Source organism: Actinoplanes sp. NPDC004185 (assembly GCF_053603475.1).
This window is the reverse complement of sequence record NZ_JBSGFR010000048.1, coordinates 48567-64925: the sequence shown is the minus strand read 5'-3', so window position 1 is coordinate 64925 and position 16359 is coordinate 48567. Positions and strand designations below refer to the sequence as shown.

The 16359-nt window shown below is 73.5% G+C and carries 22 protein-coding genes; 14 read left to right on the top strand and 8 right to left on the bottom strand.

Features of this window, described 5'->3' with window-relative positions; genetic code table 11:
- Both ACWEOZ_RS35900 and ACWEOZ_RS35895 read left to right on the top strand, forming a co-directional pair.
- A partial coding sequence (locus tag ACWEOZ_RS35900; RefSeq protein WP_451915116.1) for a SpoIIE family protein phosphatase occupies positions 1-682 on the top strand: 682 nt, incomplete at its 5' end.
- A 48-nt stretch (positions 683-730) separates the two neighbouring features.
- Positions 731-1411, top strand: a complete 681-nt coding sequence (locus ACWEOZ_RS35895) for an HAD family hydrolase (RefSeq protein WP_451915115.1) — start codon at positions 731-733, stop codon at positions 1409-1411.
- 10 nt (positions 1412-1421) lie between these two features.
- Here ACWEOZ_RS35895 and ACWEOZ_RS35890 read toward each other — a convergent pair whose 3' ends face one another.
- On the bottom strand, positions 1422-1856 hold the full coding sequence (locus ACWEOZ_RS35890) for a hypothetical protein (protein ID WP_451915114.1): 435 nt from the start codon (positions 1854-1856) through the stop codon (positions 1422-1424).
- A 103-nt stretch (positions 1857-1959) separates the two neighbouring features.
- Positions 1960-2769 (bottom strand): SDR family oxidoreductase, encoded by an 810-nt coding sequence (locus ACWEOZ_RS35885; RefSeq protein ID WP_451915113.1) that lies wholly within the window; start codon positions 2767-2769, stop codon positions 1960-1962.
- 48 nt (positions 2770-2817) lie between these two features.
- Between ACWEOZ_RS35885 and ACWEOZ_RS35880 the strand changes: the two genes are divergently transcribed.
- From ACWEOZ_RS35880 to ACWEOZ_RS35855, 6 genes are all read left to right on the top strand, one after another.
- Positions 2818-4119, top strand: a complete 1302-nt coding sequence (locus ACWEOZ_RS35880; protein ID WP_451915112.1) for a cation:proton antiporter — start codon at positions 2818-2820, stop codon at positions 4117-4119.
- Positions 4120-4276: 157 nt separating this feature from the next.
- On the top strand, positions 4277-5059 hold the full coding sequence (locus ACWEOZ_RS35875) for a VOC family protein (protein WP_451915111.1): 783 nt from the start codon (positions 4277-4279) through the stop codon (positions 5057-5059).
- Positions 5060-5095: 36 nt separating this feature from the next.
- Positions 5096-5305 carry a DUF3072 domain-containing protein gene (locus ACWEOZ_RS35870; RefSeq protein ID WP_451915110.1) on the top strand — a complete coding sequence of 70 codons (210 nt, stop codon included), beginning with the start codon at positions 5096-5098 and terminating at the stop codon, positions 5303-5305.
- Between the two features lie 105 nt (positions 5306-5410).
- The gene (locus ACWEOZ_RS35865; RefSeq protein WP_451915109.1) at positions 5411-5647 is read left to right on the top strand and encodes a helix-turn-helix domain-containing protein; all 237 of its coding nucleotides are present in this window, start codon (positions 5411-5413) and stop codon (positions 5645-5647) included.
- 1 nt (position 5648) lies between these two features.
- The gene (locus tag ACWEOZ_RS35860; RefSeq protein WP_451915108.1) at positions 5649-6278 is read left to right on the top strand and encodes a Clp protease N-terminal domain-containing protein; all 630 of its coding nucleotides are present in this window, start codon (positions 5649-5651) and stop codon (positions 6276-6278) included.
- A gap of 452 nt (positions 6279-6730) precedes the next feature.
- Positions 6731-7153 (top strand): hypothetical protein, encoded by a 423-nt coding sequence (locus ACWEOZ_RS35855; protein ID WP_451915107.1) that lies wholly within the window; start codon positions 6731-6733, stop codon positions 7151-7153.
- Here the strand turns inward: ACWEOZ_RS35855 and ACWEOZ_RS35850 are convergent.
- A complete protein-coding gene (locus ACWEOZ_RS35850) occupies positions 7141-7671 on the bottom strand; it encodes a GNAT family N-acetyltransferase (protein WP_451915106.1) in 531 nt (176 codons plus the stop codon). The two genes, ACWEOZ_RS35855 and ACWEOZ_RS35850, sit on opposite strands and share 13 nt — an antisense overlap.
- An 83-nt stretch (positions 7672-7754) precedes the next feature.
- Between ACWEOZ_RS35850 and ACWEOZ_RS35845 the strand changes: the two genes are divergently transcribed.
- Positions 7755-8414, top strand: a complete 660-nt coding sequence (locus ACWEOZ_RS35845) for a class I SAM-dependent methyltransferase (protein WP_451915105.1) — start codon at positions 7755-7757, stop codon at positions 8412-8414.
- Here ACWEOZ_RS35845 and ACWEOZ_RS35840 read toward each other — a convergent pair.
- Positions 8397-9578 (bottom strand): ROK family protein, encoded by a 1182-nt coding sequence (locus ACWEOZ_RS35840; protein WP_451915104.1) that lies wholly within the window; start codon positions 9576-9578, stop codon positions 8397-8399. The genes ACWEOZ_RS35845 and ACWEOZ_RS35840 overlap by 18 nt on opposite strands.
- A 51-nt stretch (positions 9579-9629) precedes the next feature.
- Here ACWEOZ_RS35840 and ACWEOZ_RS35835 point away from each other — a divergent pair, with 51 nt between their 5' ends.
- The 4 genes from ACWEOZ_RS35835 to ACWEOZ_RS35820 all read left to right on the top strand — a co-directional run bounded on the left by ACWEOZ_RS35835 (position 9630) and on the right by ACWEOZ_RS35820 (position 13047).
- Positions 9630-10253 (top strand): HAD-IA family hydrolase, encoded by a 624-nt coding sequence (locus ACWEOZ_RS35835; protein WP_451915103.1) that lies wholly within the window; start codon positions 9630-9632, stop codon positions 10251-10253.
- Between the two features lie 213 nt (positions 10254-10466).
- Entirely contained in the window at positions 10467-11543 is a 1077-nt protein-coding gene (locus tag ACWEOZ_RS35830) for a hypothetical protein (RefSeq protein ID WP_451915102.1), read from the top strand.
- A 56-nt stretch (positions 11544-11599) separates the two neighbouring features.
- Positions 11600-12064 carry a MarR family transcriptional regulator gene (locus tag ACWEOZ_RS35825; RefSeq protein ID WP_433720165.1) on the top strand — a complete coding sequence of 155 codons (465 nt, stop codon included), beginning with the start codon at positions 11600-11602 and terminating at the stop codon, positions 12062-12064.
- 11 nt (positions 12065-12075) lie between these two features.
- Positions 12076-13047, top strand: coding sequence for a pirin family protein (locus tag ACWEOZ_RS35820; protein ID WP_451915101.1), 972 nt, complete (start codon positions 12076-12078; stop codon positions 13045-13047).
- On the opposite strand, the gene ACWEOZ_RS35815 is transcribed toward ACWEOZ_RS35820, so the two are convergent.
- Together ACWEOZ_RS35815 and ACWEOZ_RS35810 are read right to left on the bottom strand one after the other, a co-directional pair.
- Positions 12971-13582, bottom strand: a complete 612-nt coding sequence (locus tag ACWEOZ_RS35815) for a GNAT family N-acetyltransferase (protein ID WP_451915100.1) — start codon at positions 13580-13582, stop codon at positions 12971-12973. The genes ACWEOZ_RS35820 and ACWEOZ_RS35815 overlap by 77 nt on opposite strands.
- A 30-nt stretch (positions 13583-13612) precedes the next feature.
- Positions 13613-14212, bottom strand: a complete 600-nt coding sequence (locus ACWEOZ_RS35810; RefSeq protein ID WP_451915099.1) for an NAD(P)-dependent oxidoreductase — start codon at positions 14210-14212, stop codon at positions 13613-13615.
- A gap of 93 nt (positions 14213-14305) precedes the next feature.
- On the opposite strand from ACWEOZ_RS35810, the gene ACWEOZ_RS35805 reads away from it, so the two are divergent.
- A complete protein-coding gene (locus tag ACWEOZ_RS35805) occupies positions 14306-14713 on the top strand; it encodes a winged helix-turn-helix transcriptional regulator (protein ID WP_451915098.1) in 408 nt (135 codons plus the stop codon).
- An 18-nt stretch (positions 14714-14731) separates the two neighbouring features.
- On the opposite strand, the gene ACWEOZ_RS35800 is transcribed toward ACWEOZ_RS35805, so the two are convergent.
- Together ACWEOZ_RS35800 and ACWEOZ_RS35795 are read right to left on the bottom strand one after the other, a co-directional pair.
- Positions 14732-16144 carry a hypothetical protein gene (locus ACWEOZ_RS35800; protein WP_451915097.1) on the bottom strand — a complete coding sequence of 471 codons (1413 nt, stop codon included), beginning with the start codon at positions 16142-16144 and terminating at the stop codon, positions 14732-14734.
- A gap of 79 nt (positions 16145-16223) precedes the next feature.
- A complete protein-coding gene (locus ACWEOZ_RS35795; protein WP_281421014.1) occupies positions 16224-16352 on the bottom strand; it encodes a hypothetical protein in 129 nt (42 codons plus the stop codon).
- Positions 16353-16359 lie beyond the last annotated feature (7 nt).

Sequence of the window (16359 nt, the reverse complement as noted above, 5' to 3'; positions counted from 1 at the left end):
CGGCCCGGCCGGCGCCGAGCTCGTCCAGGTGCCGCCGGGCGCGCCGCTCGGGCTGGGCGGCCACTGGCGGACGACGGTGCTGCAGCTGGAGCCGGGCGACTCGATCCTGATGTTCAGCGACGGCGTCGTGGAGCGCCGGGACCGGCCGCTGAGCGCGGGCCTGGCCGACCTGGTGGCCGCCGCGGCCGGGGCGACCAGTGGTGACCCGCGCAACCTGTGCTCGCTGGCGACGGCGGCCGTGTCGGGCAGCACCGACGACGACGTGGCGGTGCTGGCCGTGGAACGGGCGGTGACGCTGAGCCGTTCGGCCACGATGCTGGTCCCGGCCGAGCCGACCGGTCCGAGCCGGGTGCGGCAGTGGATGTCGACCCGGCTGCGGGAGTGGTCGGTGCCGGAGCCGGTGATCGGTGCGGCCATCCTGTGCACCAGCGAGCTGACCACCAACGCGCTGCTGCACGCGGGCACCCCGGCCCAGGTGCACATCGACCTGAGTGCGGAGCGCCTGCTGGTGTCGGTGGCCGACACGGGCACGCGCGGCAGCGTGACCCGGGCCCGGACGGACGCCCTGAGCAGCCGGGGCCGGGGGCTGGGTCTGATCGAGGAGCTGAGCGACACCTGGGGCACGGACCCGACGGTGCGCGGCTCCACGGTCTGGTTCGAGATGCTGATCCCGCCGCGCTGATCCCGCCTGTCGGAGTTTGCCGGCGCCGCACGGGGTAAACGCCCGGGTATGACAGCGAAATCCGGGGTCCTCTTCGACGTCGACGGCACCTTGGTCGACACCACGTACCTGCACGCGGTGGCATGGTGGGAGGCGTTGCGCCAGTTCGACCACGACGTGCCGATGGCGGAGATCCACCGCGGCATCGGCATGGGCTCGGACAAGATCATCGACCATCTGCTCGGCACCGACCGGGACAAGGGCGCGGACGACCAGATGACCACCGCGCACGACATCCTCTACGGCGCCTGGTGGGAGCGTCTGCGTCCACTGCCCGGCGCCGGGGACCTGCTGCGCGCCTGCGCCGGACGAGGCCTGGCCGTCGTTCTGGCCTCGTCCGCCAAGGAGGCGGAACTGAACATCCTCCGCAAGGTCATCGACGCCGAGGAAGCGATCACAGCGGCAACCTCGTCGTCGGACGCGAAGCAGAGCAAGCCGGCGCCGGACATCCTCGAGGCGGCGCTGGACCAGTCGGGGGTCGACCGCCGGCAGTCGGTCTTCGTCGGGGACGCGGTCTGGGACGTCAAGGCGGCGGCGAAGCTCGACATCCCGTGCATCGGCCTGGCCTGCGGCGGCACCAGCGCGGCGGAGCTGAAGAGGGCCGGTGCCGTCGCGACCTACAAGGACCCGGCGGAGCTGCTGCGGGACCTGGAGAACTCGCCGATCGCCGAGCTGCCGAAGCAGGCATAGCTCAGCGCAGTCACGCGCGGGGTTCCGTGGTCCGCGAGCGGTCCCCCGCGAACAGCGAGAACAACGCCAACGCGACGGCCAGCCCGGCCGCCACCGAGATGACGAAGTCCCGATCCATGCCCTGCGGCGCCAGCAGCACCCCGGCGATCAGGGCTACCAAGGCGGCGGCAGCCATCGCGAGGCGGACGGTCCGCTGCGCCGCCGCGTTCGTGGCGGGGCGAATTCCCGCGCCGGCCGGAACGCGCTGCAGTCGCCACACGGCCACGGCGAGGGCCGCGGCGCCGGCTGAGCCGGCGACACCGATCACGAGGAAGGGCACGGCCATCCCGTACCGGCCCGGGCCGGCGGCGCCGACGCCGGACAGGGCGAGCATCGCGAACACCACGACCGCGATGCCGTGCTGGGCCGCGCTGCGGCGCAGCCGCCGCTGTTCGGAATTCGTCATCGCGTTCTCCGCCCGCCGCTCCGGTCGCCGTCATCGTCCCACGCGGGACCGCCCGGACCCGCCCGCCCGGTCGACGGACCGGTCCGGGACCCACGGCTCCGCGCTACGGCCGGCGCCAGTCGTCGCTGGTCAGGTGGGAGCCGGCCTGCGGCCCCATGTTCAGCATCCCGCCGTCGACCGGCCACGAGGCCCCGGTCACGTACGTCACGTCCGGCCCGGCCAGGAAGGCCACCACCGCCGCCACCTCGCGGGCATCGCCCGGCCGGCCCAGCGGCACGCCGGGCCGGTCGACCCCGGTCGGATCGACGTCCTCCTGACCCGTCATCGGGGTGGCGATCTCCCCCGGCGCCACCGAGTTCACCGTGATGCCGTGTTCCGCCAGCTCCAGGGCCAGGACCCGGGTCAGCAGGCCCAGGCCGCCCTTGGCCGCGCAGTACGCTCCCGCACCGACCCGTGGCGCTGTCTCGTGCACGCTGGTGATGTTGATGATGCGGCCGCCGCGGCCCGCCTGCACCATCCGGCGGCCGGCCCGCTGGGCGCACAGGAACGGCCCGTCGAGGTCGACCGCGAGCACCTGGCGCCATTCGTCCCAATCGGTGTCCAGCACCGGGGTCGTCGTGCCGGTGCCGGCGCAGTTGACCAGCACGCCGAGGCCGCCGAGCGCGTCCGCCAGCTCGTCGATGACGTCCGCCGCCTGCGGGAGCCGGGTCAGGTCGAGGTCGCGGATCTCGGCGCGGCGGCCGGCCTTGCGGACCTCGTCGGCCGTGCGCTGCGCCTGCCCGGCGTCGCGGTGGCTGGTGATGCCCACGTCGTAGCCGTCCGCGGCCAGGGCGACCGCCACCGCCCGGCCGATGCCGGACTCGGACCCGGTCACCACCGCCACCCGCGGATGGTTCACGTCTCTGCCAGTCATGGCGGCCGCATACCCCGGCGCGGTGCCGACAATCACCCCGGCGACGGCATGTTTTGCCCGCGCTACGGGCAGTGCAGAGCGGTGCAGCTGTCCGACCTCCTCTTCGCCCTGCTCGGTGTGGGCGCCCTGCTGGCCGGAATCCTGCCTCGGGTCCTCGAACGCCGTCCCCTGTCCATGCCGATCGTCTTCCTGGCCCTCGGGATGGTGGTCTTCGCCCTCCCGCTCGGGCTGCCGGCGGCCGACCCGCTCGCCCATCCGAAGCTCACCGAGCATCTCACCGAGGTGTGCGTCATCGTCGCCCTGATGGGCGCCGGCCTCAAGATCGACCGGCCGCTGACCGGGCGCCGGTGGTCGTCGACGTGGCGGCTGCTGGCCGTCGCGATGCCCGTCACCATCGCGGCGGTCGCCCTGGCCGGCTGGTGGTGGGCCGGACTGGTGCCGGCCACCGCGCTGCTGCTCGGCGCAGCCCTGGCCCCGACCGACCCGGTGCTGGCCGCGGACGTCCAGGTCGGCGAGCCGACCGACGAGGAGGATTCCGAGGACGAGGTGCGGTTCGCGCTGACCTCGGAAGCGGGCCTCAACGACGGGCTGGCCTTCCCCTTCGTGTACGCGGCCATCGCGCTGGCCACGGTCGCCGTGACCGGGGAGGACTGGCTCGGCGAGTGGGCCCTCAAGGACGTGTTCTACAAGATCCTCATCGGTGTGGCCGGTGGCCTGGTCATCGGCAGGTCCCTGGGCCGGCTCTTCTTCCGGGCCCGCAACCGCAACCTGCGGCTGGCCCACCACGCCGAGGGTTTCCTGGCGCTGGCCGCGACGTTCCTGGCCTACGGGCTCGTCGAGGTCGCCGGTGGCTACGGCTTCCTGGCTGTCTTCGTCGCCGCCCGGGGGATCCGCTCGGCGCAACGGTCGCACGAGTACCACCAGGTGCTGCACGACTTCGCGGAGCAGATCGAGCGGCTGCTCACCGTACTGTTGCTCCTGCTCCTCGGCGGCGCCGTGGTCGGTGGCCTGCTCGGCCCGCTCACCTGGCCCGCCGCCCTGGCCGGGCTGGCCCTGATCCTCGTGATCCGGCCGGTGGCCGGCTTCCTGTCGCTGCGCGGGGCGCCGGGGCACACCGCCGAGCACGCGGTCATCGCGGCGTTCGGCATCCGCGGCATCGGCTCGTTCTACTATCTCGCGTACGCGATGACCCACGCCACGTTCCCCGCCGTGGATGTCGTATGGGCGACAGTGGCCTTCGTCGTGGTCGTGAGCGTGGTGTTGCACGGCGTGGCGGTCACGCCCGTGATGCGGCTTCTGGACCGATACAACGAGCGGTCCCGGACGCCCGAGGAGCGCCACGCTCAGTAATCACCGTAACTATGAGTAATCTGCCTGCCGCGAAGTCGTAGTTCTTTTAGGACATTGAACCCGGGCGTAGTGGCAGAGCGTATTCATGGCTGTAAGGTGATCGGCATCTCCCCCCGGGCTGAGATTCCACGATGGAACGACAGGAAAGGTGCGGCCGATGCGTATTCGGGGCTTTGCGCCGGCGACACCCTGCTGGGTCGAACTGGCGAGTGCTGATCCGGCCCGCGCGGCGGACTTCTACGCCGGGCTGTTCGGCTGGGAACCGGCCGGTGACCGCTTCAAGCTCGGTGGCCGGGCCGCGGCCGGGCTGACCCGCGCCCGCGCCGACCGGCCCGCCGGCTGGCTCACCTACCTGACCGAGCACAATCTCGAAGCGTCGATCACCCGGGTCCGCGAGGCCGGCGGCCGGCTGGTCAGCGAGCCGGTCGAGGCCCGCGGCGGACGCTCGGCGCTGATCGCCGACCCGGCCGGCGCCCTGCTGGGCCTCTGGGAGAGCGCGGGCTTCACCGGCGCCCAGGTCGGCGGCGAGCCGGGCACGATGACCTTCCCGGAGCTGCTCACCGACGACGCGGAGGCCGCGGCCCGGTTCTACGGCCAGGCGTTCGGCTGGCTGCTGCGCGACGAGTACGGCAGCGACGGCACCCGCGGCGAGTGGATCACCACGGCCCACGACGCGATGGCCGGCCTGGCCCCGAGCCGCGGCGGCAGCTGGTGGCGCGCGGCGTTCCAGGTGGCCGACTGTTCGGCGACCATGCGGGCGTGCCGCGATCTCGGCGGTGACGTCATCTCCGGCCCGACCGACATGGGCTTCGGCAGCTACGCCGAGCTGCTGGACCCGTGGGGTGTGCCGTTCGCGGTGGCGGCCCCGGCGGCCCTGCCGGTGGAGCTCAGCATGTCGTTCACCCCCACGGCAGGCATGGAGTTGACATTCGGGGGGTAGTAGCACGCCTGTTCGAGATTTCGAGGAGGCAAGGCCATGGCGAATACCGACCAGGATCCGACGTCGAACACGATCAAGGATCCGGCCGACTGGACCACCGGAGACGAACCGGCGACCGGCGCCCAGCAGTCGTACCTGCACACGTTGGCCTCCGAGGCCCACGAGGACGTGCCGGAGGAGCTGACGAAGGCCGAGGCGTCCCAGCGCATCGACGAGCTCCAGGAGAAGACCGGCCGCGGCCAGTAGGTCACCGCCACCAGACAGGCGCCGGGCAGTCCGCCCGGCGCCTTCTCTGTGCTCTGATTGTCAACCGGAGTTGACAGAGGCGGTGTGTCAACGTAAGTTGACAGCATGACCGAAGCAACCGATCTCGCCGCCGCCGCCGGCAGCACCGATCCTCGGGTCGGCCTGCGGGCGGTCGTGGCGCTGCGCCGCCTCCTGGAGGGCCTGGAGCACCTCCAGGTGGCCAACGCGCGACGCAAGGGCTGGTCCTGGCAGGAGATCGCGGACGCCCTCGAGGTGACCCGCCAGGGCGTTCACAAGAAGCACGCCGGGCGCGTGCCCATGCAGGATCCACGGGAGGGCTGAGATGTTCGAGCGATTCACCCATGCCGCACGCGACGCCGTGATGCGGGCCCAGGCGGAGGCCCGGGAGCTGCGGCAGAGCCCGATCGGCACCCAGCATGTGCTGATCGCCCTGCTCGCGGACGCCACCGGCCCGGTCGCCGCGGCCGGCGCGCTGACCACCAAGGGGGTCGACGCCCGGTTCGTCCGGGCCGAGGTCCAGCGGCTGGTGGGGCCCGGCCCCGAGCCGAGCGTCCCGGTCAGCGACACCGACGCGGAGGACGCGGCGGCCCTGAAGGCGATCGGCATCGACCTGGAGGCGGTCCGCCGGGCGATCGAGGAGAACTTCGGCCCCGGCGCGCTGCGGCTGCCGCTGGCCATGGCCCCGAAGCGCCGCGGTCTGCTGCGCCGCGCCCGTCCGCGCACCCGCACCAGCGGGCACATCCCGTTCTCGCCGCGGAGCAAGAAGGTGCTCGAGCTCTCGCTGCGCGAGGCGCTCCGGCTGAAGCACAACTTCATCGCGCCCGAGCACATCATGCTGGGCATCCTGCGCGAGGGTCAGGGACTGGCGGTGCAGATCCTGGCCGGGGCCGGCGTGGACCAGGAACGGCTCCGCGAGGAGGTCACCCGCTCCCTGAAGAACCAGGCGGCCTGACGGCTCACCATCGCGACCCGGGAGGCCCGGGCACACCGGGCCAGCGGGTGGGCGACGGCCGGACAGCACGGTACGGCGGGCAGGGCGGCATCGGCCCGGAGCTCATCGGCTCCGGTGCGTTCCCGGTGGCCGCCCTCCACCCGCCGGAGCAACCGACCGGCGCTCCCCGGCCGCAGGAGAGCAACGTGGAGGTGGACGTCGCGCAGCCGCTCATCCGGCCACCCGGCAGCCCGGTCCCGGTCGGTGCACATTCGAACCGGCCATGACCCCACCTCCCGGCGACCCGCCACCGGTTCGACCGGCGGCCCGGACTGCCACCAGAGCACACATCGCATCCGCAGGCAACGACACTGCGCGAACCCGACTCCGGCACCGGCCGAGGTCTCCGACTGAAAGAGCGCCCGCCTGGGTAGAGACACCGCCTGATCGTCTGGTCGACGCGCGGAGGAAACGTGAACTATCGGGTCGAGTACAACGGCGAGGATCTCGAGCTCACCACCCTGGACGCCGCGCTGGACAACGCCAAGCAGGCCATCGCCGCCGATATCGGGCCGGTCAGCGGGTGGACCGTCGAGCACGACGAGTCGATCAACGACTGGTTCGTGCAGGGGGTGATCAACGGTGAGGCGGTCGGGGCGACCGCGGTGGTCACCGGTCCGGAGCCGATGATGACGGCGCCGACCTACCCGCGGCACGCGCCGGCGCACAACGACGATCTCGCCCGGCGGCGGGTTTTCACCGGCGCGACGCCGGCCGACGCGCTCGGCATGGCGGCGAACTGGCTGGCCGGCCGCCCGGAGGTCGTCGCCGTCGACGACCTGGGCTGGCATCAGAAGCGCGACGGCTACGAGCTGCGGGTCTACTACCGCAGCTGACCCAGCCGGGCGTAGAGCAGCCGGTCGCGCCACGCGCCGCGGATCAGGAAGTGGTCGCGCAGGTGGCCTTCGCGGGTCATGCCGATCTTCTCCAGCACCCGGACCGAGCCGGCGTTCTCCGGGTCGCAGGTCGCGGTGATCCGGTGCAGGCCACCGCCGGCCAGGCCGAAGTCGAGGACCGCGCGGGCCGCCTCGGTCGCGTACCCCTGGCCCTGGGCCGCCGGGGCGATCAGATAGCCCATCGTGCCGCGCCGGTGCTCCGGGCTCTCGATGTGCAGCTCGGCCGAGCCGATGAGCGCCCGGTCCGCCCGGCGGACCACCGCGAACTTCCAGGTCCGGCGCGGCGTCTCGGTCTCCGACGCCAGGGCGTACGTGAGGAAGACGCCGGTCTCCTCCGGCGTGTTCGGACCCCAGTCCATCCACCGCACGACCTGCGGGTCGCCGGCGATCACATGCAGCGCCGCGTGGTCGTCGGCGCGGAACGGGCGCAGCAGCAGCCGCGCGGTGCTGAGCTCCATCGCGCGATTATCGCCCGGTGCCCGCGTTCAGCGCAGCGCGTAAGGCCTGGACCGGCCGTCCCGGCGGCTGGCTGAATGGGGTGATGACGCGCGCCGCCTACGACGAGATCGCCGACTGGTACGAGTCCGAGTTCATCCGCCCCCAGTCCGGTGTGGACGATCCGCTGGGCGTGCACGACGCGCTGCGCGAGCTGCTCGGCCCGGGCACGGGTCTCTGCCTGGAGATCGGCTGCGGCACGGGCGTGTACGCGGCGGCGGTCCGCCGGCTGGGCCGTACGCCCATCGGTGTGGATCTTTCCGCCGGGATGCTGCGGCACGCCGCCGGCCGGCTCCCGGTGGCGCGGGGTGACGCCACCCGGCTGCCGTTCGCCGACGCCTCGGTGCCCGCGGTCATCGCGATGATGGTGCACACCGACATGCCCGGCTACCCGGCCGTGCTGCACGAGGTCCGCCGGGTGCTCGCGCCCGGCGGCGTCTTCGTGCACGTCGGCGTGCACCCGTGCTTCTGCGGCGCGTTCGCCGACCGCGCCGACCCGGCCGCCACCGTCATCCGCCCCGGCTACCGCGAGCGCGGCTACAGCCGGGACTCCTGGACCAGCCAGGGCGTGCGCGACAAAGTCGGCGCGATGCACTTCCCGCTGGCCGAGCTGCTCGGCGCGTTCGTCGCCGCCGGGCTGACCGCGGACGGGTTCGCCGAGGGCGGCGCGCCGACGCCGATCACCTTCTCAATGCGGGCCCGCTGACCACTCGGCCAGCGCCGGCTCGCTGGTGACGTGGTCCAGCGCGAGGATCGCCGCGCCGTGCAGCGCGCCGTCGTCGCCGTGCACCGCGTCGACCACCGGCGGCGGCTGTCCACGGTGGAACGCCATGAGCCCGTCCGTGTAGGCGGTGCCGAAGACGTCCGGGGCGGCCGCGCGCAGCGGAGCGGCGAGCCCGCCGAGCGTGACCATGTCCGGGTCGTGCACGTTGACCAGGCCGCCGATGCCCGCGCCGAGCGCGCCCGCGACAGCCGCCAGGGCCCGGCGGGTGGCGGGGTCGCGCGGCGAGCGGTCCAGGACCTGCCGGGCGAACCCGCGGGGGTCGGCCGGGGCGGGCACGCCGAGGTGCCGGGCCAGGGCGCGGCCGTCGATCTCGAGATCCCAGCAGCCGCGCGCCCCGCACGGACAGGGCAAGGACCGGTTCCCGTACGGCTGATGGCCGTACTCACCCGCAGCACCGTGCGCACCGGTCGATGGTTGCCCGTCCACCGTGAACGCCCCGCCGATGCCGACCTCGACCATCAGGTGCAACGCCGCCCGTGCCCCCACCGCGGCCCCGGTGCGGGCCTCGGCCAGCCCGGCGAGCGTGGCGTCGTTGCCGGGCAGCAGCGGGACGGTGCCGCCGGCGGTGAGCGCGGTCAGGTCGACGTCCCGCCAGCCCAGCGTCGCGGACTGGGCGAGCCGGCCGTCGTGGATCGACCCGGCGACGGCGAGGGCGACCGCGCGCAGCCGGTGCCCGTAGCGGTCCAGCACAGCGTCGATCACCCGGCGGATGTCGGCGAGCACGGTCTCCGGGTCCCGGCTGACGTGCCGGGAGCCGGTGACGTCGCGCAGCTGCCCGTCGACGCCGGCGACCGCGTGCCGCCAGTCGGCCATGCGGAGGTCGATCGCCAGCACGACCGGACCGGCGGGATGGGCGCCGAGCACGGTGGTCGGCCGGCCCCGGCCCTGCGGCGGCGCGGGCGTCTCGGCGAGCAGGCTCAGCGCCCGCATCCGGCCGGTGAGCTCGGTGGCCAGACCGCTGGTGAGCTGCAGATCGTGGGCCAGGGCGGCGCGGGTGGCACCGGGATGCAGCCGCAGCCAGGCGAGCACCTGGGACGCCGTGTGCCAGCGGGTCTCCTGGGCGCGGCGACGGACGGGACTTGCCATGGCGGGGGTTCACCACCTTATGCTCGTACGACGAGGATAATGGAGGACGGCGTGGACCTGACCATCATCGAGGCGGTGCTCTTCGACATGGACGGCACCCTGGTCGATTCCGACGCGGCCGTCGAACGCGCCTGGCGGGTGTGGGCCGACGAGTACGCCGTGGACCCGGCTGCTGTCCTGGCTGTCGCGCACGGCGCCCCGGCCGAGCGTACGGTCCGGCTGGTCCGCCCGGACCTCACCGGGACCGGCGTCGCCGAGGCCGCGGCCCGCCAGCTGGCCCTGCAGTACGACGACCTGTCCGACGTCGTGGCCACACCCGGCGCGCATAGGCTGCTGGCGGCGCTGCGACTGCCGTGGGCCATCGTGACCAGCGCAGACGTCCGGCTGGCCAAGGCCCGGCTGGGCGCGGCCGGCATCGCGGCGCCGCTGCTGGTCACGGTCGAGGACGTCCGGGCCGGCAAGCCGGACCCGGAGGGCTACCTGCGCGCCGCCGAGCTGCTGGGCGTCGCGCCGGAGCACTGCCTGGTGGTCGAGGACGCGGAGGTCGGGGTCACCGCGGGCCGGGCCGCCGGTGCTCAGGTGGCCACCCTCAAGGGTGTCGACGGCGACCTGCCCATCGCCGACCTGGGCGCCCTGACCCAGCTCCTGGCCGCCGCCGGCAAAGCGCACGCCTGACCAGGCCGCCGCCCGGCCAGCGAACCGCACTCCGACCAAGCCGCCGCCCAGCCGGCAAACCGCACACCCGACCAGGCGCCGCCGCCCGGCCAGCACACCGCACGCCGACCCGGCGTCGCCGCCCGGCCGGCAATCCACCGTCCGACCCGGCCCGGCCCGGCCCAGCCCGCGCGCCGGTGGCCGCATCGGCCGAGCCAGTCAGGAAGTCGTCGCATGGACAGCAATGTCAGGCAGGCCGGCATCGCGCAGGCAGCGCTCGGCTACGCGATCACCGCCCTCGGCGCGTGTCTCGTGCTGCTGGCCGGTGACTTCGGCGTGGCCCCGGAGGCGCTGGCCTGGCTGCCCGCCACCTTCGGCTTCGGCCTGCTCGCGATGGCCCCGGCCGGACCGCTGCTGTTGCGGAGCAGTCCGCGTCCGGCCCTGGTCGGTGGCTCGCTGGCGGTAGCGGGCGGCGCGACGCTGCTCGCGCTCGCCCCCGTCCCCGGCGTGGCGGTCGCCGGAGCTCTGCTGCTGGGCGCCGGCGGGGCGGCGTTCGCCCTGGTCACCCCGGCCCTGCTGGCCGGGACCCAGGCGGCTGTGCAGCTCACCAAGGTCAACGCGGCGTCCAGCACCGCGGCGGTCCTCGCCCCGGCAGCGATCGGCGGCCTCAACGCCACCGGGGTGGTCAGTGGGCGGCTGGCGCTGCTGGCCGTCGTACCTCCGCTGCTCTTTCTCGCCGCGACCGCCCGCCCGGCCGCGACCGGATCAGGACCGCGACCGGGTGTCCGGCCCGCGGCCGGCGCGGTGTCGCGGCGCTGGGGCGTCGTGGTGCTGGCCGTCTCGGTGGAATTCTGCTTCACCATCTGGGCCGTGGCCCGGCTCGCCGCCGCGGGACCGGCGCCCGGAACCGCCGCCGCGCTCGGCACGGCCTTCCCGATCGGCATGGCGCTGGGCCGGCTGGCCGGCCCCGCCCTGATCCGCCGGATCCCGGTGGTGCCGATCGGCGCCGCGGTCACCGCGGCGGGCGCGGTCGTGGTCGTCGTCGCCGGTGGCGCGGCCGCGATCACCGCGGGCCTGGTCGTGGCCGGCGCGGGCGTGGCGACCCTCTATCCGGTGGCCCTGGCCGGGCTGGTCGCGACCCCCCGGCTGAGCGCCGCGCACGCCGCGTCGCTGGGCGCGCTCGCTTCCGGTACGGCGATCCTGGCGGCCCCGGCGGCGCTGGCCCGGCTCGCCGACGTGGTGGATCTGCGGCTCGCCTTCCTGATCACGCTCCCCCTGCTGGCCGCCCTGCTCCTGCTGCGCCGCCAGTGACGATCGACACCGCCGTACCCCTGTTATTTCAGATTTGAAGGAGTATGGTTCCAGGCATGACCGAACCGCTCAGCGCCACCCAGCAGGCCGCCTGGCGCGCCTTCGTGGAGAGCAGCTGGGCGCTGCACAACCGCCTCGAGGACGACCTGCGGGCCGGCACCGGCCTGAGCATGGCGGACTACCACGTGCTGGTCGTGCTCTCCGAGGCGCCGGAGCACCGGCTGCGGATGGGTGAGCTGGCCGGCCGTCTGGTCTTCTCGCCCAGCCGGTGCACCTACCAGATCACCACGATGGTCAAGCGCGGCCTGGTCCGGAAGCAGAGCTGCTCCGACGACGGCCGCGGCCAGGAGGCCGTGCTGACCGACGCCGGGATGGCCGCGCTGACCGCCGCCGCGCCGCTACATCTCGCCACTGTGCGGGAGACGTTCATCGACGACCTCGACGATGCCGAGCTCGCCACCATCACCCGCGTCTTCGGACGCCTGGGTCCCCGACTGCGCACGCAGCCGGTCGCAGTCTGAGGGAGAAGATCATGCCAGCGATCACCGTCGACGACGTCCTGGTCCTGCCGCGCCTGCCGCGGCTCGACCCGGCCACCACCAGCTACCGGCCCGTGCGCCGGCTCACCACCGCCCCGTCCGGCTTCGAGGGCGAGGGCTTCCCGGTCCGGCGCGCCTTCGCGGGCGTACCGATGAACGAGCTCGACCCGTTCATCCACCTCGACCAGATGGGCGAGGTCGACTACGCGCCGGGCGAGCCCAAGGGCACCCCGTGGCACCCGCACCGCGGCTTCGAGACCGTCACCTACATGATCGACGGCACCATGGACCACCAGGACTCCCTCGGTGGCGGCGGCACGATCACCAACGGCGACACCCAGTGGATGACCGCGGGCGGCGGCATCCTGCACATCGAGGCCCCGCCGGAGAAGCTGGTCACCAGCGGCGGGCTCTTCCACGGCCTGCAGCTGTGGGTCAACCTGCCCCGCGCGGCCAAGATGATCGCCCCGAAGTACCAGGACATCCGCGGCCGCGAGTCGGCCCTGCTGACCACCCCGGACGGCGGCAGCCTGATCCGCGTGATCGCCGGCGAGGTGGCCGGGCACGCCGGCCCCGGCTCGACGTTCACCCCGATCAACCTGGCCCACGTCACCCTGCAGCCGGGCGCCCAGCTCGACCTGCCCTGGCAGCCGGACTACAACGCGCTGGTCTACGTGCTGGCCGGCCGCGGCACGGTCGGCGTGGAGCAGCGCCCGATCCAGATCGGCCAGCTGGCGTCCCACGGCGCCGGCGACTCGATCCGGGTCAGCGCGGACAAGACCCAGGACACCAACATCCCGGCGATGGAGCTGTTCATCATGGGCGGCCGGCCGATCCGCGAGCCGGTGGCGCACTACGGGCCGTTCGTCATGAACACCCGCGAGGAGCTCATGCAGGCGTTCGAGGACTACCAGAAGGGCCGCCTGGGTGTGATCCCGGCGGAGCGCCTGCCGCACACCAGCTGAACGCGGGCGTACGGCGGGACCACTCGCCGAGCCACTGCTCGGCCCCCCAGGCCTCGAACCGCTCCACCTCGGCGAACCCCAGCCGGGCGGCGAGCCGCATGGAGGCGACATTCGCGGTCTGGGTGGTGAGCACCACCGGTTCACCGGGGAGCGCGGCGGCCAGCCAGCCCAGTGCCGCCGCGCACGCCTCGAAGGCGTAGCCGAAGCCCCAAGCCCGCGGCAGGAGCAGGTAGCCGAGATCGACCTTTCCCACGGCGGCCGGGCGGCGATGGCCTGTGGCTCTCCGGAGCAGCACCTGGCCGATCATCGAGCCGTCGAGGTCAACGACGAAGCTGCCGGGCCACCGCTCGGGGGCTGGGGGCAGGTCGCGCTCAAGCTCGGCCCGCGGCCGGGGGCCACCGAGATAGGTGTGCACCTCGGACGAGGCGAGCAGCTCGACGAAGGCCGTACGGTCCCGGGTCGCGCTCTCCCGGAGCGTGAGCCTCTCGGTTCTGATCGGCTCAGGCGGCCAGGTCACGGTGCCCAGATCCTGCATTCCGCGCACGTTAACGGGTGGCCGCCACTCTCAGATCAGGTCGGGCACCTGCCCAGCCAGTCCTACGTGGACATGGTGGTGGTGAGGGTGCTCGATCTCGTCGATCAGGGCGATCGCCAGGTCGGCGTAGGAGATCCGTGACCCGGCGTCCGCGGGCAGCACCCGGTAGCCGCCGAGGCGCGGACCGCCGTGGTCGAAATCGCCGGCCGGGCTGACCACCACCCAGTCCCCGTCGAGGGTGGCGACCCCGGCCGCATGGGCGAGGTAGAAGTCACGCCACTCCTGCGGGTAGCCGTCGGTGTCCATCAACAAGGTGCCGTCGGCGGTGGGCAGCACGCTGGCCAGGCCGACCACGACGATTCGGCCCGCCCCGGCGGTGGACAAGGACTTCGCCGCCCGTACGAAGAAGTCGGGACCGCTCTGAAAGACCGCGCTGATCACCGCGTCGGCGCCGCCGGCCTGGGCCGCGGCGTCCAGCACGTCGCCCGCGACGACCCGCGCATCCGGCGGGCCCTGATAGCGGGAGACGTCCCGGACGACCGCGGTCACGTCATGGCCGCGCGTCAGGGCCTCGGCCACAGCGGTACGCCCGGCCCGGCCGCCCGCCCCGAAGATCACGATTCTGCTCATGCCGGGACGCTATGCCGCCCGCCGGTATCCGCCCGGATACGAAGGGCGTTCCGGTATCCCCCGGGATACCGCACCAGCCGTTACGGTGGACGGATGCGTGCGCCGCTGGAGCCGGACATGTTCGATCCGGTCTGCCCGACGACCCTCACCCCGATCCGCTTCGGGGACAAGTGGGCGGGCATGATCCTCCGCTGCCTGGAGGGCGGGCCGCGACGCTTCTCGGAGCTGCGGATGCCGCTGCCCGGCGTCACCGCACGGACCCTCACCCGCTCGCTGCGCGGCCTCGAACGCGACGGCCTCGTCCGCCGCGCCGAGGGTCACGGCTATGCCCTGACCCCGCTGGGTGTCAGCCTGCTGGAGCCGATGAACGCCGCCTGCGCCTGGGCCCGCGAGCACTGGGACGAGCTCATCGACGCCCGCGAAGCCGGCCTCGGCCTGGCCGTGGACGGCCCGCCCCGGCAACCGCACCGACCGGCTGACCGAAAGCCGCAGCTGAGCTGACGCGGACGGCAGCGCGGGTCAGTTCGGGAAGGACTTCGGGTCGACGTCGCTGGTCGAGGCGTTACCGCCGATCACCGGGGTCAGGGTGATCGTCCAGATCGAGGCCGAGAACGACGTCGTGCTGAACTTGAACGTGTCGTCGAACTTGCTGAACGAGCAGTCCCGGGTGAACCCCTTCCGGCCCTTGTCCCAGTCCTCGCCCGACGCCGTGTAGACGCGGTACGTGCCGTCGCGCACGCCCTTCGCGGTGAAGGTGCCGCCGCCCCGGACGTACACCGTCAGGACCGGCTTGGGCTTCTTGCCCTTGACCGGGACCAGGCTGACCGTGGTGTCGTCCGCGCCGTTCTTGATCTTCAGGTGGCCGGAGCCGCCGGTGCTCTTACGGGTGATGAAGGTGCCGTTCTTGAGGCGGCGCTTGCTCTCCTTGGGCGCCGCCGGCAGGAACGTGCCGAACTTGAACGCCGGGTCGGCGGCCGCCAGCTTCTTCGCGTCCTCGCGGATGCCGTCGGCCCAGCCGGACTGCAGGACCGTCGCCCACGGGGAGGCGGCCGGGCACTCCTGCTTGGCCGAGGCCGACTCGTCGACCATGTCGCCGAGGCTCTGCAGCTCGAGGGCCAGCTGGCCGTGCGCGGCCACCGCGGCGGCGGGTGGCTGGACGGCGCGCAGCTTGTCGGCCTCGGCGCGGATCGTGGTCACGGCCGCCGGCGCCGCCTTGGCGAAGGCCGCGCTGTCGGCGGTGTTGAGCTTGCGGAAGCTGGTGCCGATCGCCGTGTCGGAGGCCGCCAGCACCTGGGCGTACTGCGCCGGGGCGAGCGGGGCGGTGGCTTTGGGGCCGCTGCTGCCGGCGGTCGCGGCCACGCCGTTGCGGTTGCCAGCCTGCGGGCTGTCGTCGTCGTCCCCGCTGAAGACGCGGACGATGCCGCAGCAGCCCAGGGCGAGCAGCACGACGAGGCTGCCGCCGATCACGGCGTTGCGCTTGTTGTTACGCGGCGCGGCCTGCGGCGGCCCGGCGAAAGCCTGGGGCTGGCCGGGGAAGGGCTGGGGCTGGCCGGGGAACGGCTGACCCGGGAACGACTGACCGGGGAACGGCTGGCCGGGATGCGGCTGGCCCGGGTAGGGCTGGCCCGGCTGTCCCGGGTAGGGCTGGCCCGGGGTGGGCTGGCCCGGCGGCGGCGGGTAACCCGGCCCGGCCGCGGGAGCACCCGGGTAGGGCTGCGGGGGCGGGAACGGTGACGACACCCGGATGGTCACGGCGACGTTGCCGGCGGTCGGGCTCTGCACCCAGACGACCGCCCCGTCGACGGTGCCGGGAGGCACCACCACGTTGAGCGGGCCGTGCGTCGGCGACCAGACGGTCCTGCTGGTCCCTGCTGCCGCCTCTGCCTGCGGGACCTCGATGACTGCGCTGCTGTACCCCGGATCCCCCGTCATGCCGACGAGTATGGGGCAGGGGCGCCAGCGAGCGCTGCCCCAAATCCGTCACATGCCGCAACGGTTCGGTATCGGCAGCTCAGGACATCAGCAGCATCGCGCCCACGCCGCACAGGACCAGCAGCAGCATGGCGATGAGCAGGCCGCGCTCCGAGGCGGCGGCCGCGTCGGCCGGGGTGGCGGTCGAGGTCAGGGGTTCAGTGGTCATGGAGTTT

Excerpts from the sequence above, each read along its gene's own strand:
- ACWEOZ_RS35820 (WP_451915101.1), top strand. The coding sequence starts at position 12,076 with ATGCCAGCGATCACCGTCGACGACGTCCTGGTCCTGCCGCGCCTGCCG.
- ACWEOZ_RS35880 (WP_451915112.1), top strand. The coding sequence starts at position 2,818 with ATGTTTTGCCCGCGCTACGGGCAGTGCAGAGCGGTGCAGCTGTCCGAC.
- ACWEOZ_RS35800 (WP_451915097.1), bottom strand. The coding sequence starts at position 16,144 with ATGACGGGGGATCCGGGGTACAGCAGCGCAGTCATCGAGGTCCCGCAG.
- ACWEOZ_RS35815 (WP_451915100.1), bottom strand. The coding sequence starts at position 13,582 with ATGCAGGATCTGGGCACCGTGACCTGGCCGCCTGAGCCGATCAGAACC.
- ACWEOZ_RS35805 (WP_451915098.1), top strand. The coding sequence starts at position 14,306 with ATGCGTGCGCCGCTGGAGCCGGACATGTTCGATCCGGTCTGCCCGACG.
- ACWEOZ_RS35890 (WP_451915114.1), bottom strand. The coding sequence starts at position 1,856 with ATGACGAATTCCGAACAGCGGCGGCTGCGCCGCAGCGCGGCCCAGCAC.
- ACWEOZ_RS35850 (WP_451915106.1), bottom strand. The coding sequence starts at position 7,671 with ATGGAGCTCAGCACCGCGCGGCTGCTGCTGCGCCCGTTCCGCGCCGAC.
- ACWEOZ_RS35830 (WP_451915102.1), top strand. The coding sequence starts at position 10,467 with ATGGACAGCAATGTCAGGCAGGCCGGCATCGCGCAGGCAGCGCTCGGC.
- ACWEOZ_RS35885 (WP_451915113.1), bottom strand. The coding sequence starts at position 2,769 with ATGACTGGCAGAGACGTGAACCATCCGCGGGTGGCGGTGGTGACCGGG.
- ACWEOZ_RS35870 (WP_451915110.1), top strand. The coding sequence starts at position 5,096 with ATGGCGAATACCGACCAGGATCCGACGTCGAACACGATCAAGGATCCG.
- ACWEOZ_RS35825 (WP_433720165.1), top strand. The coding sequence starts at position 11,600 with ATGACCGAACCGCTCAGCGCCACCCAGCAGGCCGCCTGGCGCGCCTTC.
- ACWEOZ_RS35860 (WP_451915108.1), top strand. The coding sequence starts at position 5,649 with ATGTTCGAGCGATTCACCCATGCCGCACGCGACGCCGTGATGCGGGCC.
- ACWEOZ_RS35810 (WP_451915099.1), bottom strand. The coding sequence starts at position 14,212 with ATGAGCAGAATCGTGATCTTCGGGGCGGGCGGCCGGGCCGGGCGTACC.
- ACWEOZ_RS35895 (WP_451915115.1), top strand. The coding sequence starts at position 731 with ATGACAGCGAAATCCGGGGTCCTCTTCGACGTCGACGGCACCTTGGTC.
- ACWEOZ_RS35845 (WP_451915105.1), top strand. The coding sequence starts at position 7,755 with ATGACGCGCGCCGCCTACGACGAGATCGCCGACTGGTACGAGTCCGAG.
- ACWEOZ_RS35875 (WP_451915111.1), top strand. The coding sequence starts at position 4,277 with ATGCGTATTCGGGGCTTTGCGCCGGCGACACCCTGCTGGGTCGAACTG.
- ACWEOZ_RS35795 (WP_281421014.1), bottom strand. The coding sequence starts at position 16,352 with ATGACCACTGAACCCCTGACCTCGACCGCCACCCCGGCCGACGCGGCC.
- ACWEOZ_RS35865 (WP_451915109.1), top strand. The coding sequence starts at position 5,411 with ATGACCGAAGCAACCGATCTCGCCGCCGCCGCCGGCAGCACCGATCCT.
- ACWEOZ_RS35840 (WP_451915104.1), bottom strand. The coding sequence starts at position 9,578 with ATGGCAAGTCCCGTCCGTCGCCGCGCCCAGGAGACCCGCTGGCACACG.